The organism is Alcaligenes endophyticus, from assembly GCF_026344035.1.
GTDB classification, from domain to species: Bacteria; Pseudomonadota; Gammaproteobacteria; order Burkholderiales; family Burkholderiaceae_B; genus Alcaligenes; species Alcaligenes endophyticus.
Map to the genome: position 1 here is coordinate 262,342 of NZ_JAPKND010000004.1, position 15,632 is coordinate 277,973.

A 15,632-nucleotide genomic window follows, 5' to 3' on the forward strand; every position below is an offset into this window, starting at 1 on the left:
AGTATACGTATCTTATATTAGACGATTATACCTGGTGATAGCTAAGATCAAATCATCACTTGAAACGAAAAGAGGCTACACATGTCAACACCCAGGGCCATGACAGGGGCGCTGTCTGGTATCAAGATTCTAGACCTGACATCCGTCATCTTTGGGCCATACGCCTCACAAATACTGGCTGACTATGGTGCCGATGTAATCAAAGTCGAAGCCCCTGCGGGCGACTCGACACGACGCACTGGCCCTGCGTATGAAGAGGGGATGTCAGCCATGTTTTTAGGCGTCAATCGTAACAAGCGCAGTATCGTGCTGGATCTGAAGCAGCCGGAAGCCAGAGATGCGCTACTAACCTTAGTAGATAGCGCTGATGTATTCATGCATAGCATCAGGCCACAAAAAATGGCCGCATTAGGCTTATCTCCAGAACAACTTTGCCAACGTAACCCACGTTTGATTTACGCCGCTTTATTGGGCTTTGGCATGGGCGGGGCATATGAAGGCAAACCTGCCTACGACGATACGATACAAGGCTTAAGCGGAATTGCGGACATTATTGCCCGCCAAACTAAGGTGCCAGGATACTTTCCGGTGATTGCTGCCGACAAGACCAGTGGTCTGGTCGCGGCACACGCTATTCTAGCTGCGCTTTTCGAGCGTAGCCGCAGCGGTCAAGGCCAGTCTATAGAAGTGCCGATGTTCGAGGTCATGACGGCATTTAATTTGGTTGAGCACTTTTATGGCCATCATCTGCCTGATCAGGACCAGCCTATAGGCTATCCGCGCCTGATGTCTCCGTGGCGCAAACCCTATCAAACCAAAGATGGCTATCTATGTCTCATGCCCTATACGGACAGTCATTGGCAACGGTTTTTTAAGCTTAGCGGGCACGAGGCTTATGCGCAAGATCCCCGCTTTACCAGCATCAAAGAACGTACCCAAAATATTGATCAGCTGTACGCCCTAGCACAGCAGATTGTCTCTCAGAAAGACTCCGCGTTTTGGTTGGAACTGTGCGAGAAGGCCGAAATTCCCGCTACCCGTATAAATGCCCTAAACGAGCTGGAGCATGATCCTCACCTTCAAGATGTGGAGTTTTTCGTTGATCTGCAAGATACACAGAATAGAACTTATCGCTTCGCTCGGAACCCCGTACGCATGCAATCGGGCAACTGCGCGATACGCTTACCCCCAAAGCTAGGCGAGCAAACACGCGCAATTCTTGAGCAGGCTGGTCTGGAAAAAGAACATATCGATAAGCTCTATGAATCCGGGGCAATTTACTAATACTAAACAAGAAGGAGAACCACATGTCTACAACCACCATGAATCTAATGGGTAGAGGCTTTTACTGGGAAGAGCTCAGTAAGGGACAACAGTTTCAAACTTTCCGGCGCACCATCACGGAAACTGATTTAGTGAATTTCATCAGTGTCACGGGCATGCTAGAAGCCATCTTCATCGACAGCACCTTCAGCGAAGGTGCCATGCAAGGAAGGCCTGTACCAGGAGCATTGACCTATGGAATTATTGAAGGTTTTGTCATGCAATCCATGGTGCAGGGCACTGGCTTAGCCATGCTTGAAGTCCATAAAAAAGCGCTCGCCCCCGTGCTGGTGGGAGACACCATTTGGGCCACCATTGAGGTTACTGATATTAAGCCCACATCAAAGCACAACCGCGCTGTGGTCAGCTCTCGTATCGATGTAAAAAACCAGCATGGTAAAGACGTCATGACCTATACCGCTGTGCGTATGCTCGCCGGCAAACCCCAACACTAAGCTATACCCATGGTGTCACTGCATTCGAATAGCGGCACAAACAGTCAAAACAAGGAGACAAATAATGAAACTCTATCAAAAAACCATAGTCAGTTTATGCGCGGGCCTAAGCCTATTAGGTCTGGGCACCGCGCAGGCCCAAAACTACCCCGAACGAGCGGTCACCATGGTCGTCCCCTTTCCCGCGGGTGGGCCAACTGACTTAGTTGCACGGGTAGTAGCACGAAAATTAAGTGAGCAAATGGGAGAGACCTTTATCGTAGAAAATAAAGGTGGTGCCAACGGTGCCATAGGGATGCAGGCGGTTGCTGCCGCTCGCCCTGATGGCTACACCATTTTGTATAACACCTCATCTATTGCCCTGACTCCGAATCTGTATAGCAAACTCAGCTTTACCCCCTCTAAGGACTTTGTGGGTGTTAGCTCTACGGCCACCGTACCCATGGTCATACTGACTCACCCGTCAGTACCTGCCGACACTCTTGAGGAATTCATCGCCTACGCCAAGGACAACCCAAATCAACTCTCCTTTGCTTCTGCAGGGGCAGGTAATGTCACGCACTTAACCGCTCACCTGCTCAATCAGGCGACAGGTATCTCTGCTGCCCATATCCCCTACCGTGGTAGTGCACCAGGTTTAGTGGACCTCGTGGGAGGACAGGTGCAATTTATGGTGAATACCATCAATGACTCGTATCCGATGATACGTGACGGCCGCGTCAAAGCCTTAGCCGTGACCAGTTCAGAACGCAGCCACCTGCTACCCGATGTCCCCACTGTAGCGGAAACAGTACTGCCTGGCTTTGAAAGCGGTGCCTGGCAAGGAATCGCCGTACCGGCGAAAACTCCGACGGAAATTATTGAGCGCTTAAACAAAGAGATCACCATAGCCCTGCAATCACCAGAAGTAAAAGAGCAACTTGACACCCAAGGAACCCAAGTACTAGGTTCGTCCTCAGAGGATTATCAAACCTACATAGCCCAAGAAACCAAGCGTTGGGGTGAAGTGATTCGCGATGCGGGAGTGAAGCTGGATTAAGCCCCACCACTGCATTATTAAAAAGGGCTCCTTGTCAGGAGCCCTTCAACAACATCAGACTGTACAAGCGACCTTACGGATTCACATACCAGACTGTTTTGGTCTGCTGATATTGATCCAACGCCTCCAGCCCTTTATCTTTACCACCAAAGCCAGACAACTTAAAGCCTCCAAACGGAGCAGTGATGTCTCCTTCAGAAAAACCATTCACCGATACCGTCCCTGCTTTGATCTGACGTGTCACCCGCTGAGCGCGTCGTAAATCACGCGTGTACACCGAGGCGGCCAAACCATACTGAGTATTGTTGGCCAGAGCAATCGCCTCCTCCTCGGTCTCAAAAGTAGTCACCGCCAAAATAGGGCCGAAGACCTCTTCCTGAAACAAACGATCCTCAGGGGTGACCTGATCAAAAATAGTAGGCTCGATATACCAACCGCTACCTAACTCATTAAAGATGCGTCCACCATGCACCAACCGAGCATTATTGCCTGGATTGGTCAAGAAACTGGCTACTTTATCGAAATGCGCTTTTTCGACCATAGGGCCAATGGAAACCGTTGGATCTGTAGGCAAGCCCACTTTCCAGTCGGCCAACCCTTGCTTGAGCTTTGCTAGCAAACTCTCTTTCAAGCTGCTATGCACAATCAAGCGCGAGCCACAACTGCAGTTCTCGCTCATGTTCCAAAACGCAGCAGCCAATATCGCCGGTACAGCTTCATCCAGCAAAGCATCCTCAAACACTACCTGAGGGCTTTTACCACCACACTCCAGCACGACCTCTTTAAGGTTGCTCTCTGCCGAGTACTTCAAAAACAAGCGTCCTACCTCTGTAGAGCCAGTAAACGACACCATGTCGATGTCGTCATGGCGCCCCAAGGGCTCTCCTACCTGCTCGCCTGTTCCCGTAATCAGAATCAGAGCACCTTCCGGAACACCTGCCTGATGGGCCAATTCGGTCATGCGACACGCGCTCAAACTTGTGAGCTCAGACGGCTTAACAATCACCGAATTACCGCATATCAAGGCTGGTGCAACTTTCCAAGCATACATTTGAGCAGGAAAATTCCAGGGCAATACCGCTGCCACCACCCCTATAGGCTCTTTCATAATTAAGCCCAATGCATCGGAACCAGTAGGCGAAATACGGCCAAAACACTTATCTGCCGTTTCTGCGTACCAACCGAATGTCTCAATGGTAGCGGGCATATCCGTATTCAAACACTCGGTAATAGGCTTTCCTGCATCCACACAATCAAGTGCCGCTAACTCCTCGGCATGCTGCTCCAGCAAGGCTACCCATTTGAGCATGACCTGCTTGCGTTGTGCCGGTGACAAACCTGACCACTGCCCAGACTCAAAGGTGCTGCGCGCCGTGCGTACAGCTATGTCGACCTCGGCCGCGCCGCCAGCCGCCACTTGGCCAATCACGCTCAAATCGATAGGACTAATATTATCGAACTGTTCGGATTTGGCTTGTTGATGCCCAGGAATCAAATGCGAAGCATGCAATTTGCCTGCTCGCGCCAATTCAAAGACGGTATCTATCTGCTTGCTCATTCATCCCTCCTGAGTCTGGTCGTAGGCGGTAATTAAGGCCAAAAACTCATCACGCTCTTGTTGCTCAACGGGCAATAAGGGCAAGCGTACCTGACCGACATCAACGCCGTGTCGCACACAACCCAATTTGGCTTTCTGGTTGTAATTACCCGACTCCATCGCTCCGATGGCGGGCAACATGGCCTTCATCATGCTGCGCACTGTAGCCCAGTCCTCGCGCTCTGCCGCCTTAAGCATTTGCACCTGTTCGGCTGGAAACACGTTAGCGCCACCACTAATCCAGCTACGGACTCCCCAGAACAGGAAGTCGGCGGCCTGATCATCACACCCGCATACCACCTGAAAATCAGGCAGATCGGCATTCACCATGGCGACTACTCGACTGAAATTACCGCTGCTTTCCTTGATACCAACGATATTTTTTACTTGCGCCAGTTCGTACACTGACTCCAGCTCAATCTGTACCCCGATACGAGCAGGAAAGTTATACATTACAATCGGCAGAGTCGTTGCGGCAGCAACCTCTTTAAAGTAAGCGACTACCTCGTTTTGGCCCGGCAAGCTATAGGGAGTAGGCGACAACATCAGTCCCTCGTAACCTAACTCCTCGGCCTCCCGAATACGCGCAATAGCTTCAGCCGGTGACATAGAGTTCACGCCCGCTATCAGCGAAGTACGTCCGCGCCCAGTTTCAGCCACGATTTCCAAGACACGACGGCGCTCGTGGGCGGTCAACGCGTAGTACTCACCGGTCGTACCGCACGCCACTATGCCGCCCACACCCGCTTGAATAAAGCTTTCAACCAGCGCTTTCAAGGCCGCTTCGTTAAGTTCGTTGTTAGCGTCAAAAGGGGTAACAATAGGAACAAGAATTCCGTTCAAATTCATGATGTCTCCAGCAAATTAATAACAGTGATAAGTACTTATTCAATAACTTTGCGAGTAAAAGCACTGAGGTACTCCATCAATGCTTCAGCACCACGCAAGGCCATCTCGGGATTACCATCCTGGATCCCTTCCGCCAAGGTTAAATGGGCCTGAGCCCCGGCTTCTAGGTCGCCTTCGTATTGAAAGGCGTACCAGAATCGTCTGCACTGTACGATCATGGGGATGACCGCTTGCACAGCGAATGTGTTACGACAGGCCACATGCATCAACTCATCTAAATGATGATCAGCCAACATATAGGCATCAATATCTTTCGCATCGGCCGCTGCTACCATAGCCTGAGCATGGGTGAGCAAACTGCTGCGCTGTGCTGGGCTCGCCCAGCGTGCAGCACCTTGCACAATCAAACGCTCCAGCACACGGCGTGTTTCAATTAAAGTTAGGTGTTCCGCTACACGTATCTCGCTCACACGCAGACCACGGCGAGGCTGCTGCTCAATCAAGCCCATCGCTACCATACGCATTAACGCTTCGCGTATTGGCGTACGCCCCAAACCCGTCAGCTCAACGAGATCACTGTCCACAATGGCCTGACCCGGCTCAAGCTTGAGCGTAGCGATTAATTGCTCAATCGCCTGATAGGCTGTTTCTGCAGCACGAGAAGGAGGAACGGAACGACTCACACAAACTCCAATACAATAAATGCGTTAAAAACCAGATACTTGTTGCGGTAACCAAGTCGCTATCATGGGAAACAAAGCAACGAACAACAAGGTCACCAACTGAGCCAGAATAAACGGTACAACCCCTCGACATACTTGTCCGTATGTCATATCTTTAGGCGCAATCGATAATAGATAAAAAATCGATGAGGCCAACGGAGGAGTGAGATAACTAGTTTGAATCACCACAATAACCATTACTCCGAACCATAAGGGATCAAAGCCACTGGCGACCACAAAAGGCAAAAACAAGGGGACGCAAATCAACACGTTCGCCGTCCAATCCAGCACAAAACCTAACAGGAAAACAATACCTAAAAACAGAATAATTGTGCCGGTTGTACCCAAACCCAAATCACTAGTAAGCATGTGTACAAGCTTGGCACCACCATTTGCCGCAAAGGCTCCCGTGAACATAATCCCGCCAGCCACAATTAGCATAATCATGGCGGTGATACGCACTGTGATGCGTAACGCGCTGCTCAACACTTCCCAATTAAACTGGCGATAAAAGACGCACAGCACAGCGGCAGCCGCCGCGCCTAAAGCAGCCGCTTCAGTAGGCGAAGCAATTCCTTTCATCAGCGAGCCAAGAACTGCCACAATTAGCAGCATCATCGGCACCAATCCGCGCATAGTGATACCAATTTTCTCGCTCATAGGTTTACGCATATCTTCATCGTCCGCCCGTGGTCCTAGCTCAGGCTTCAGCATCGTCGCGATCAGAATATAGGCTACAAACAAACCTGTCATGATCATGCCAGGGAACAACATCGCAGCAAACAACTCACCCACAGGTACCTGCGCCAACGAAGCATATACAACGGCGACTACTGACGGAGGAATCATGGTGCCCAAAGAACCCCCCGCGCATATGGTTCCAGCAATCAGTGAGTTGTTATAGCGAAAACGCTTCATGGCTGGAATAGCCATCAAACCCACCATAATCTCTACAGCGCCCACCACGCCTGCTGCGGCAGCAAAAGTCGCCGCCATGGCTATGGTGGCGATGGCCAAGCCGCCCGGCAAGCCTCCCAACCACAACTGCATCGTACGGAATAAACGAGCGGCAATGCCCGAACGCTCGAGTAATGCCCCCATCAAGACGAACATGGGAATAGCCGACAAAATATGATTGGTTGCTGAGCTATACAAGGCACCGTACAACTGATCGAACACCATTGGCCCGAAGGCATACCACCCTGCTAGGAAAGCAGGCAATATTAAGGCAAACGCTACGGGCATGCCTTGAAAGATTAATAAGAACAAAGCAGGGAACATCAATCCCGCGATCCATAGATTCATGATCTCACCTCAGCATCGTTGGGCTGCTGCACCTTGCAGGCTAGACGCAAACCATGCGCTAACAACTGCGAAGTAAAAGCCACCAAGCCAATCGCGATGCACGCATAGAAAGGCCACATCAAAGGTGCCCAGGGGCTGACCATTTCTACTTCGCTCAATTTCCAAGCCATCCACGCTTTATGTATGCTGACCTTAGACAGCACAGCAAACAAAGGAAACAGGATGAACAAATATAAGACCACATCTGCAATACGCATCAAGGAGGCCGGTAAGTGTTTACGTACTACATCAATACTGATGTGCTCTTTCTGGCGCATAACCCAAGCCATACCTAGCAGAAAAATAGCACCGTTCATCATATAGGCCACATCAAATGCCCACACGGTAGGGGCATGCAAAGCATAGCGAGCAAAAACTTCCCATACCATGGCCAGAACTAAGATTGCCGCAGCCCCTTCCGCTAGGCGGGACGTTGCCAATGCAATTAAATCAAGTAGTTTCAAAACAGGCTGCAGCATGACAGCACTCCTTTTTTTGAGGGGGGCTTAGTCGCGAATCAAATAATCACTCTCACTGCGCCAACGATTCAAAAACCCGTCGTAATCGACCAGCAGGTTTTTCATGTAATCGTTACCCGCTTGTGCTTGAGCATCTGCTTTCTTATGGATCCAATCATTGCCCGCATCGGACAACTGCTTGATAAAGGCTGGATCCAACGTAATCACCTCGTTACGTCCCTGACGGTACTTCTCCATGGCCTTAATATCTGCGTTGTAGAAATAATCTAAAGACTGATGCGTCGTCAGATCAGCTGCCGCCTCGATAAGTTTTTGCAAATCCGCCGGCACCTTATCCCATGTCTCTTGCTTCAGCACAACTTCCCACATGAAGGTAGGCTGATGCACTCCTGGCACGACAATATATTTAGCTGCCTGATGAAACCCCTCAGGTGCATTAGAAGAAGGTGTCGCCCACTCTACCGCATCCACCCCCTTGCGTTGGAGCAAGGTGTAGGTGTCCCCTGCTGGAACCACGGTAGGCACAGCCCCAAAATAATCCTTCATCACATCAGCCCATGCACCCGAGGTTCTGTACTTAAGTCCCTTTAAGTCCTCTGCATTGCGAATGGGGGTGTTGGCATGGGCTAGAACCTCTGTCGAACCTAACCCAACAATCATGGTTTTCAGGCCGCTTTTAGAACGCAATTCTTGTAGCTTTTCTTTACCACCGCCCTCGTACAGCCATACACGATACGCATCGGGCCCCATACCACCGGGATAGCCTGCAAACACAGCATTGGCTGGATCTTGATTCACCAAATAACTAGAGGTGGAGTGACCTGCTTCGACAACGCCTGTCTCTACGGCTTCAAATACTTTCAGAGCAGGTACGATTACGCCCGCCCCAAAGGGTTGAATCTCAACCCGGTCTCCGGTAAGCAGCTTCACATTCTGAGCGAAGCGCTCAAGAAAATTTTGATAGAAAGGCGAGCCTTCAGGTACAGAAGTAGGCACACGCCAGCTAATTTCCGCTGCTTGTACCGATGCCATACCACACAACAGGAACAAGCCAGCAATACGGGATGCCTTAAGCATAGATTTCATGTTTGTCTCCGGGTAACTTTTATAGTTCATGTCCATTAGATTGGGATCAGGACAGGAAGACAAATATTAATATGCCGCTAATATATTAGCAATATATACAAACTGGGGTTTGCCCTAGTGCAGGAAAAAAATACAAAACTGAACCCTTATGCCAGCCATGTATGACTACATGCCTGTAGAGAGAATGTCGCTTACGTTGGTGCCGCGAGCAAAGCACTCGCTTTTTCTTTAATTGGTAAGTTAACCATTGCTGCAATCAGTGCTAAGGCCATATCCGCCCACCACATCCAGCCATAATCACCAAAGCTGACCAATGCCACGCCCCCAAGATACGCCCCAAAAAATGCGCCTACTTGGTGTGATAATAAAGTCAGCCCAAACAACGTCGCCAAATAACGGGTGCCATACAGCTTGGAGACAATTCCCGCCGTTGGTGGCACGGTGGCTAACCAGGTAAAACCCAAACCAATGGCAAAAGCATAGAAGACCCAATCCGTTTTTGGCATTAATACATACCACAGGATCAAGACTGCGCGCGAACCATACATCCATGCCAATATATATTTACTTTGATAGCGCGCGACACATGAACCTGCAACAATACTGCCAAAAATATTGGCTAGCCCGATCAATGCCAATGACCAACTCGCTACCGAAGGCGGTAGACCACACAGATCAATTTCACCTGGCAAGTGTGTCACTAAGAAAGCTATGTGAAAACCGCAAGTGAAAAAACCGATATTCAACAGCATAAAATTGCGGTCTTTAAGGGCAAACATCACTGCTTTACCCATCGCCGGCACAGGTGCCGAATGCACAGTGGGTGCAGAACCACTTTGCTCTGCTCTGGCTGCGGGCGTCAGCTTGCGTATCAGTGGTAGGGCTAATAAAGAGGCAACGGCTAGGGCACCTAGGCTACCCATCCAGCCCACTGCCTGGATGAGCTTTTGTGCTAACGGGGCAAATACAAACTGCCCAAACGAGCCACCAGCATTAATTAGCCCGGAAGCTTCGGCCCTGGCATTGGCAGGAATGCGTTGTGCAGCCGCCCCCATCAGAGCAGAAAAGCTAGCCACACCAGCTCCCACATTGGCAATCAAGCCCATACTTAGTGTTAGGCTCCAAGTAGAGGAGCTAAACACCGTTAACGCACAACCTACAGCTAAAATCAGCAGACCTGCAATCAACACCTTGTCCGGGCCATACTTATCAGCGTAAACGCCTGCAACGGGTTGAATTGCGCCCCAAGCCAACTGCCCTATTGCCATCGCCAAGCTGATGGAAACAATACTTAACCCAGTGCTTTCTGCAATAGGGGCAATGAAAAGACCAAAGGATTGGCGTATCCCCATGGTCACCATAAGTATGCCAGCCGCTGCCAGCGTAACCACCATTACGCCCGGTTGACGCAGTGACTGAAACATATACCCCCCTTTCATTTAGGTATAAATTACTAAGCAAATAAAAAGTAGCGCTAGGGCTATTTATCCAGAGCCACCTGAACAGGCTTTGCATTCAAGCCTTGCACAAGTACTTGCGGAGAAATGCCCAACAAATAACCGCGTCGACCACCGTTTATATATATCAATTCGCAGGCTAATAAGCCTTCCTCTATATAAACGGGCATGGTTTTACGTGTAGCGAAAGGCGAAGTGCCTCCTACTAAATAACCACTATGGCGTTGAGCTTGTTCTGGCTGACAAGGGCTGATTTTTTTCAGTCCTAACTGGCGTGCCAAGTTTTTCGTAGACACTTCTTTATCGCCAGGCATCACCACAATTAGGGGCTTGCCCAACTCATCCTCCATCACCAGCGTCTTGGCGGTAAGAGGTAATGCTACCCCTAATTGACGGGCGGCCTCGGCAGCGCCACCTCTGTCTACGTAATCGTAATTATGTTCAGTGAAAACTATTTTTTGCTTACGCAGCCATTGCGTTGCGGGTGTCTCGCTATTATGTTTACTCTTAGCCATGATTTTTTCACATTGAATAACACCGCTAGCATATAACTGAAAACGGGCTAGGTACAGAGCAACTCAAGCTCGCGGATGATGTTTACTATGTAAAAGCTTTAAGCGTTCGCGGGCCACGTGGGTATATATTTGTGTAGTAGAAATATCTGCATGCCCCAACAGCATTTGCACGACCCGCAAATCCGCCCCATGGTTCAATAAATGGGTGGCAAACGCATGTCGCAATACATGAGGCGACAACGGCACCTGTATCCCAGCACGTAAGGCATATTTTTTGATAATGAGCCAAAAAGACTGTCTGGTCATAGACTCGGTACGAGCAGTGACGAAAACATAGTCGCTGCGACGCTGTAGCAGCAAGCGAGGCCGCACCTGTTCTAAGTAGCTTTGTAACCAATGCATGGCTTCTTCGCCTAAAGGTACCAGCCGATCTTTCCCACCCTTGCCTTGCTCTACACGAATCACCCCATCACTTAAACTTAGGTTTGCCAGCTTTAACTCTGTAAGCTCACTGACTCGCAAACCCGTGGCATATAAAGTCTCTAGCATGGCTCTATCTCTGCGCCCTAGATCCACCTGCACATCGGGTGCCTGCAATAGAGCAACCACCTGTGCCTCACTTAAGGTATGAGGAATTCGATCTGGCGTGCGTACCGACCGTAGACTCAAACACGGATCGTCCTGCCGCTGCTGCTGGCGCACCAACCACTGATAGAACCTTCGTATCGTAGCCAATCGACGATTAACGGTACTGGCCTTGGTACGCTCAGCATCATCACGCAACCACTGCCTTAATTGCTCTGTATTCAACTGCGTCAGCGGTGCCGAAACTTTGTTATGTTCACACCACTCAGCCAGATTTTCCAAATCTTGCTTATAGGCGCTCAGAGTATTAGCAGCTAAGCCGTCTTCCAGCCAGCAGGCCTGAATAAACTCATCAATAGGACAGCCCGTTGCCATACACTATTCCTAAATAAACCTATTTGACATCGCCATCATAACGCTTTGCTTAGAGCTGATAAGCGTTAACCACAAGCTATTCACTTGTACCTAAGCCCCTGCTCCCTAGTCCACGCAAGCCGCTTGCACTCCACGATACACGCCATTCCACAGCATGATGCAGGAAAAAACAGACAAAAAAATAGCAGCCGAAGTGCAAAACCTGGCTGCGGAGCGAAATGACTGTTGGTACTGTTGGCATCAAGCCTGCCTAACGGCAGGCTTGATGTCGCTTTACTGCCCTTTTTGATTCGCTTCAACTACAGTCAACGCCGTCATATTAATGATGCGGCGCACGGTAGCACTAGGGGTCAGGATATGCACGGGAGCATTCGCACCTAACAAAAACGGGCCAATGGCGACATTGCTACCCGCAGCCGTTTTTAGTAGGTTATAGGCAATGTTCCCAGCATCTACGTTGGGGCATACCAATAAGTTAGCCGCACCTTTTAAGGGTGAGTCTGGCAAAATACGCTGTCGCAACGATTCGTCCAAGGCGCAATCGGCGTGCATCTCGCCATCCACTTCTAATTCAGGCGCTGCTTGCTGCACCATTTCTAATGCCGCGCGCATTTTGGGGCCTGATTGGGCACTGTCTGAGCCAAAATTAGAACGCGACAACAAGGCAACTTTAGGTTCTAGCTGCAACTGACTCAAACGACGTGCTGCCGCCACAGTGAACTCGGCAATCTGCTCGGCGCTGGGATTGTCATTGACGTGTGTATCCGTCAACGCCAAGGTACGCTCACCCAACAACAAAATATTCATCGCCGCATAGCAGCTTGACTGCGCCTTGCGGCCAATCATTTCGTCAATGTATTGCAAGTGTGCATGGTACGCACCTAAAGTGCCGCAAATCATACCGTCAGCCTCGCCTAAATGCACCATCGTGGCCCCAATCAAGGTTAAACGGCGACGCATTTCTACACGTGCCATTTCCTTACTGACGCCGCGGCGGCACATTTTCTCCCAGTAGATAGTCCAATATTGATGGAACCGGTCATCGGACTCTGGGTTGGTGACCTCAACGTCCACACCTAAGCGCAAACGCAAGCCAAATTTCTTGATTCTTGCCAGCAATACGGCTGGGCGCCCGACCAAAATAGGTGTGGCCAGTTTCTCGTCAACAATTACCTGAACTGCGCGCAATACGCGCTCTTCTTCGCCTTCTGTGAAAACAATGCGTGACTTCGCCCCATCACGCACCAATTGGCGTGCTATCGCAAAGACAGGCTTCATGAACGCACCGGAATGGTAGACAAACTGTTGTAGTTTTTCTGCGTACGCACCAATATCTACTAAAGGACGCGTAGCCACTCCCCCTTCCATTGCCGCTTGCGCCACTGCCGGTGCGATGCGCACAATCAAGCGTGGGTCAAATGGCTTAGGAATCAAATACTCTGGGCCAAAACTTAAACCATAGCCACCGTAAGCTGCTGCGACCGTTTCATCCTGTTCTTCCTCAGCCAAGGCGGCTATGGCGTACACCGCGGCTTTTTCCATTTCACGGGTGATAGTGGTTGCCCCCACATCTAATGCACCGCGGAAAATATACGGAAAGCACAACACGTTATTCACTTGATTGGGAAAATCGGATCGCCCCGTTGCTAATACCACGTCTGGACGAGCTGCCTTAGCCACTTCTGGCAAAATTTCCGGCGTTGGATTAGCCAATGCCATCACAAACGGCTGCGCAGCCATTTTTTGCAGCATCTCAGGCTTCAGTACGCCGCCCGCCGATAAGCCTAGGAAAACATCGGCCCCCTCGATCACATCGCTCAAGGTGCGTAGGTCAGTATCCTTAGCGAAACGAGCCAATTCAGGCCCTTGCGCACCGGGTCGACCTTGGTACACCACGCCATCGATATCAGTTACCCAGATATTTTCTTCGGGCAGGCCTAAGTCACACATTAAATCTAAACAGGCCAGCGCTGCAGCGCCTGCACCGGACGATACAACCTTAATCTGGCGTATATCTTTGCCCACCACTTTCAAGCCATTCAGGAAAGCAGCTGACACAGTAATGGCAGTACCATGCTGATCATCATGAAAAACTGGAATTTTCATTCTGGCACGAAGTTTACGCTCAACCTCGAAACACTCGGGCGCCTTAATATCCTCAAGGTTAATCCCGCCAAAGGTTGGCTCCAGACCAGCGATAATATCCACTAACTTGTCAGGATCGGTTTCGTTAATTTCAATATCAAAAACGTCCAAACCCGAAAACTTTTTAAATAAAACAGCTTTACCTTCCATGACAGGCTTAGACGCCAACGCGCCAATATTCCCTAAACCCAGTACTGCTGTACCGTTAGAGATCACCCCTACCAAGTTACCACGCGCGGTATAACGAAAAGCATTCATGGGGTCAGCGGCAATTTCTTCACACGCTGCTGCCACACCCGGTGTGTAAGCTAGACCCAGATCGCGCTGTGAAACTAAAGGCTTAGATGCATTGATAGAGAGTTTTCCCGGCTGCGGAAACTCGTGATAATCCAATGCTGCCTGTCTATCGATATTACTCATGTCAAAAAGCTCCTTGCGCGCAGTCTCTAGAAAGCAGCACTGCATCATCTTTATTAAGTCGGTGAATGGCCTTAAGGTAAGCGGAGGTACCGGCTCAGCCTGCTGTCGCCAGAATATAAATCAGTGTAAATAAGCAAAGCCGAAGAGCTATTCGCATTTATAATAGGGGCATAAGTAATTACCTATAGGTAGGCATGGACAAGCCCTCTTCCGCTGGCTGGGATATTAATCATCGCTTAATGAATCGATTAAAAATCCGGCATCTGGCTCTACTCTTACAAATCGAAAAACTAGGCTCCTTGACGCGAGTCGCCGAAGCAATGGCCACTAGCCAACCTTCTGTTACCCAAGCTCTCGCGGAAATGGAAGACATGTTTGGTGCGCCCTTATTCGAACGCACACCCCGCGGTATGAATGCGACACAGCAAGGTCTACTTGTATTAGAACGAGCGCGCAGCATGCTCAATGATATTGAGCTGCTTCAACATGATATGCATGCACTCAAGCACGGGCGCCAAGCTCATTTGCACGTGGGGCTCATCCCTTATATTTCAGGCAAATTAGTCACGGCAGCGACGCAATCTGTTTTCGCTCAACATAGGCCTCTTACCTTAAGCCTGCACGAAGGGCTGAGCAGTGATTTAATTGGGATGCTGCGCGAGCATGCCCTAGATTGCGTCATCGCCAGGGTCAGTCCAAAACTGGCCACTCACGACCTACAACAGCATGTTTTATATAGCCAACAACCGCGCTTGATTAGCGGCCGCAAACTGGCTGCTCGCTTAGGACGAAGGAAACTGGACTGGAAAGTACTACAAGGCTTGGATTGGGTACTAGGCCCTAAACATACCCCCATACACAGGCAAGTCATGGACTTATTCCTGTCAGTAGGCGTTACCCCGCCTGAGGCCATTATAGAAACGGCCTCTAGCAAGCTAGTTGGGGAATTCATCAGTCACAATGACAATGCTGTTTCTATCGTGCCAGCCGAAACAGCCGAGGACTTGGTACGCATCTCCAATGTCTCTATCGTTCCTTATTCTATTGATTGGAACTTGGCGCCGATTGCCCTCTTCACCCGTAGCCAGGGCCCAACTCGCGACGTAGATAAAGCATTTAGCCAAGCTTTGAAACAGCTATGCCAAACACATCCCGCAAACCGATCTCCGGGCAGCAGCTACTTTTATTAAAAAAGCCGCTGACAGGGCATTTCCTATCAGCGGCTCAAGCAAACTGAATAA

At 50.0% G+C, this 15,632-nt stretch carries 14 protein-coding genes; 4 read left to right on the plus strand and 10 right to left on the minus strand.

Annotation, left to right across the window (positions count from 1 at the left end; translation table 11 throughout):
• The first annotated feature begins 81 nt into the window (after nucleotides 1-81).
• The 3 genes from OSH01_RS09575 (at nucleotide 82) to OSH01_RS09585 (ending at nucleotide 2,817) form a co-directional block, all read left to right on the plus strand.
• On the plus strand, nucleotides 82-1,284 hold the full coding sequence (locus OSH01_RS09575; protein ID WP_266123865.1) for a CaiB/BaiF CoA transferase family protein: 1,203 nt from the start codon (nucleotides 82-84) through the stop codon (nucleotides 1,282-1,284).
• A 23-nt stretch (nucleotides 1,285-1,307) separates the two neighbouring features.
• Entirely contained in the window at nucleotides 1,308-1,778 is a 471-nt protein-coding gene (locus tag OSH01_RS09580) for a MaoC family dehydratase (RefSeq protein WP_266123866.1), read from the plus strand.
• Nucleotides 1,779-1,842: 64 nt separating this feature from the next.
• Nucleotides 1,843-2,817 carry a Bug family tripartite tricarboxylate transporter substrate binding protein gene (locus OSH01_RS09585; RefSeq protein WP_266123867.1) on the plus strand — a complete coding sequence of 325 codons (975 nt, stop codon included), beginning with the start codon at nucleotides 1,843-1,845 and terminating at the stop codon, nucleotides 2,815-2,817.
• Between the two features lie 73 nt (nucleotides 2,818-2,890).
• Here OSH01_RS09585 and OSH01_RS09590 read toward each other — a convergent pair whose 3' ends face one another.
• The 10 genes from OSH01_RS09590 to OSH01_RS09635 all read right to left on the minus strand — a co-directional run bounded on the left by OSH01_RS09590 (nucleotide 2,891) and on the right by OSH01_RS09635 (nucleotide 14,391).
• Entirely contained in the window at nucleotides 2,891-4,375 is a 1,485-nt protein-coding gene (locus OSH01_RS09590; protein WP_266123868.1) for an aldehyde dehydrogenase, read from the minus strand.
• Nucleotides 4,376-5,263, minus strand: coding sequence for a dihydrodipicolinate synthase family protein (locus tag OSH01_RS09595; protein WP_266123869.1), 888 nt, complete (start codon nucleotides 5,261-5,263; stop codon nucleotides 4,376-4,378).
• A gap of 35 nt (nucleotides 5,264-5,298) precedes the next feature.
• A complete protein-coding gene (locus tag OSH01_RS09600; protein WP_266123870.1) occupies nucleotides 5,299-5,946 on the minus strand; it encodes a GntR family transcriptional regulator in 648 nt (215 codons plus the stop codon).
• A gap of 24 nt (nucleotides 5,947-5,970) precedes the next feature.
• On the minus strand, nucleotides 5,971-7,290 hold the full coding sequence (locus OSH01_RS09605) for a TRAP transporter large permease (protein WP_266123871.1): 1,320 nt from the start codon (nucleotides 7,288-7,290) through the stop codon (nucleotides 5,971-5,973).
• Complete coding sequence (locus OSH01_RS09610; RefSeq protein ID WP_266123872.1) at nucleotides 7,287-7,808, minus strand: TRAP transporter small permease subunit; 522 nt, start codon at nucleotides 7,806-7,808, stop codon at nucleotides 7,287-7,289. The genes OSH01_RS09605 and OSH01_RS09610 overlap by 4 nt, the downstream gene beginning before the upstream one ends.
• A gap of 27 nt (nucleotides 7,809-7,835) precedes the next feature.
• The gene (dctP, locus tag OSH01_RS09615) at nucleotides 7,836-8,894 is read right to left on the minus strand and encodes a TRAP transporter substrate-binding protein DctP (protein ID WP_266123873.1); all 1,059 of its coding nucleotides are present in this window, start codon (nucleotides 8,892-8,894) and stop codon (nucleotides 7,836-7,838) included.
• 191 nt (nucleotides 8,895-9,085) lie between these two features.
• Nucleotides 9,086-10,318: an MFS transporter gene (locus tag OSH01_RS09620; RefSeq protein ID WP_266123874.1), complete on the minus strand. Its 1,233-nt coding sequence runs from the start codon at nucleotides 10,316-10,318 to the stop codon at nucleotides 9,086-9,088.
• Nucleotides 10,319-10,374: 56 nt separating this feature from the next.
• Nucleotides 10,375-10,866 (minus strand): aminoacyl-tRNA deacylase, encoded by a 492-nt coding sequence (locus OSH01_RS09625; RefSeq protein ID WP_266123875.1) that lies wholly within the window; start codon nucleotides 10,864-10,866, stop codon nucleotides 10,375-10,377.
• A gap of 63 nt (nucleotides 10,867-10,929) precedes the next feature.
• Nucleotides 10,930-11,826, minus strand: a complete 897-nt coding sequence (gene xerD, locus OSH01_RS09630; RefSeq protein ID WP_266123876.1) for a site-specific tyrosine recombinase XerD — start codon at nucleotides 11,824-11,826, stop codon at nucleotides 10,930-10,932.
• A gap of 273 nt (nucleotides 11,827-12,099) precedes the next feature.
• On the minus strand, nucleotides 12,100-14,391 hold the full coding sequence (locus tag OSH01_RS09635) for an NADP-dependent malic enzyme (RefSeq protein ID WP_266123877.1): 2,292 nt from the start codon (nucleotides 14,389-14,391) through the stop codon (nucleotides 12,100-12,102).
• A 194-nt stretch (nucleotides 14,392-14,585) separates the two neighbouring features.
• On the opposite strand from OSH01_RS09635, the gene OSH01_RS09640 reads away from it, so the two are divergent.
• A complete protein-coding gene (locus OSH01_RS09640; protein WP_266123878.1) occupies nucleotides 14,586-15,581 on the plus strand; it encodes a LysR family transcriptional regulator in 996 nt (331 codons plus the stop codon).
• Nucleotides 15,582-15,632 lie beyond the last annotated feature (51 nt).

Bases quoted from the DNA above. Each gene is read 5' to 3' on its own strand.
- OSH01_RS09575 (WP_266123865.1), top strand. From the start codon at position 82: ATGTCAACACCCAGGGCCATGACAGGGGCGCTGTCTGGTATCAAGATT.
- OSH01_RS09580 (WP_266123866.1), top strand. From the start codon at position 1,308: ATGTCTACAACCACCATGAATCTAATGGGTAGAGGCTTTTACTGGGAA.
- OSH01_RS09585 (WP_266123867.1), top strand. From the start codon at position 1,843: ATGAAACTCTATCAAAAAACCATAGTCAGTTTATGCGCGGGCCTAAGC.
- OSH01_RS09590 (WP_266123868.1), bottom strand. From the start codon at position 4,375: ATGAGCAAGCAGATAGATACCGTCTTTGAATTGGCGCGAGCAGGCAAA.
- OSH01_RS09595 (WP_266123869.1), bottom strand. From the start codon at position 5,263: ATGAATTTGAACGGAATTCTTGTTCCTATTGTTACCCCTTTTGACGCT.
- OSH01_RS09605 (WP_266123871.1), bottom strand. From the start codon at position 7,290: ATGAATCTATGGATCGCGGGATTGATGTTCCCTGCTTTGTTCTTATTA.
- OSH01_RS09610 (WP_266123872.1), bottom strand. From the start codon at position 7,808: ATGCTGCAGCCTGTTTTGAAACTACTTGATTTAATTGCATTGGCAACG.
- dctP (WP_266123873.1), bottom strand. From the start codon at position 8,894: ATGAAATCTATGCTTAAGGCATCCCGTATTGCTGGCTTGTTCCTGTTG.
- OSH01_RS09620 (WP_266123874.1), bottom strand. From the start codon at position 10,318: ATGTTTCAGTCACTGCGTCAACCGGGCGTAATGGTGGTTACGCTGGCA.
- OSH01_RS09625 (WP_266123875.1), bottom strand. From the start codon at position 10,866: ATGGCTAAGAGTAAACATAATAGCGAGACACCCGCAACGCAATGGCTG.
- xerD (WP_266123876.1), bottom strand. From the start codon at position 11,826: ATGGCAACGGGCTGTCCTATTGATGAGTTTATTCAGGCCTGCTGGCTG.
- OSH01_RS09635 (WP_266123877.1), bottom strand. From the start codon at position 14,391: ATGAGTAATATCGATAGACAGGCAGCATTGGATTATCACGAGTTTCCG.
- OSH01_RS09640 (WP_266123878.1), top strand. From the start codon at position 14,586: ATGGACAAGCCCTCTTCCGCTGGCTGGGATATTAATCATCGCTTAATG.